Annotated in this window: 1 protein-coding gene and 1 pseudogene; one reads left to right on the top strand and one right to left on the bottom strand. The window is 74.1% G+C overall.

Translation table 11 applies throughout. The annotated features are described in order from the left end of the window. Positions 1–557 (top strand): annotated as a pseudogene (locus VT52_RS33200) (hypothetical protein); the annotation flags it as partial. Between the two features lie 61 nt (positions 558–618). Here VT52_RS33200 and VT52_RS33195 read toward each other — a convergent pair. Continuing rightward, a complete protein-coding gene (locus VT52_RS33195; protein ID WP_046427158.1) occupies positions 619–1,044 on the bottom strand; it encodes a Rieske (2Fe-2S) protein in 426 nt (141 codons plus the stop codon). Positions 1,045–1,203: the final 159 nt, after the last annotated feature.

The following is a 1,203-nucleotide window of genomic DNA, read 5'->3' as shown; positions in this document are numbered from 1 at the left end:
CGGCCGACAGCGGGCTGCACACCCTGGGGCACCACGAGTGCGTCCGGATCGGCTCCGGGCGCGAGCTGGCGGCCCGCGAGGCCCATCACATCGTGCGCGCCCACCGCGACGGAGTCGACCGCTTCCTGGTCGTCCACCAGGGCGATCCCGGCCGCGCCCCGCACGAGACGAGGGTGCGGGCCCTGGAGAACTGCCGCACGGGCCGTGTCCGCCGGGACCAGGATGCCGGGGTGCTGGTGGCCGAACTGCTCTTCGACACCCGGCTGCGGGCCGGCGACACCTTCCTGTTCCGGTACACCGTCGAGGACGGCACGGCCCAGGCCGCCCACGAGTACCTGCACCACTTCGACGCGCCCGGCGGCCAGTACGCGCTCCAGGTGCGCTTCGACGCGGCCGTGCTCCCCCTGCGCTGCCGGCGCTTCACCCAGCACTCGCCGCAGGGCCCGCGCAGCACTCGGCAGGAGCTCCCGGTCACCGGGCCGCATCACTGCGTCCATGTGGTCGAGCCGCGCATCCGGCCGGGCATCGTGGGCATCGCCTGGGACTGGCCCCGGTGAAACAGGGCCGCGCCGCCCACCGGCAGATCGGCCGGTGGGCGGCCGGGGCGGCGCGGGGCTGTCAGGCGGCCGGGCCGGCGAGGATCCTGCCGTTCTCCGTCTTCACCGACAGCTCCGCCAGCGGCTCGGTGGCCGGCGACTGGACCACCTTGCCGGTCACGGCGTCGAACTCGCTGCCGTGGCAGGGGCAGATCAGGGTCGTGCCCTGGAGCTTGTTGATGGGGCATCCGGCGTGCGTGCAGATCGTGCTGTACGCCTTCAGCGTGCCGCTCTTGTCCCGGCTGACCACCATGTTGTGGTCCTTGTAGAGCTTGGCGCCGCCCTTGGCGACGTCACTCTCGGCGCCGAGGTCCACCGGCGCGGTCGGGGTGGCGGCCGAACTGCCGCCTCCCGGCCCGGAGCACGCGGCCAGGCCGAGCCCGGCGACCGGGGCCACGGCGGCCCCTCGAAGGACGGTACGACGGCTCGCGGAAGGACGCGCAGGCATCTCGGACTCCACTGGTCGAGGGGTTTACACGGCGACCATACCGGGGCGGGAATCCGGCCCGGGGCCGGGGTCCGGTGCGCGAGGACCGGGGGACGGCTGGGGGCGGGGAGGCGCGTCCCGTGCGGCGAGACAAGGGCGTAAACGCTTGCGCAAGCGTTT

It is taken from the genome of Streptomyces malaysiense (assembly GCF_000980885.2).
Classification (GTDB): Bacteria; Actinomycetota; Actinomycetes; order Streptomycetales; family Streptomycetaceae; genus Streptomyces; species Streptomyces malaysiense.
Note: the sequence above shows the minus strand (reverse complement) of the source record. Positions and strands in the feature narration are given on the sequence as shown.

Coding starts and splice junctions, on each gene's coding strand:
- VT52_RS33195 (WP_046427158.1), bottom strand. CDS start 1,044: ATGCCTGCGCGTCCTTCCGCGAGCCGTCGTACCGTCCTTCGAGGGGCC.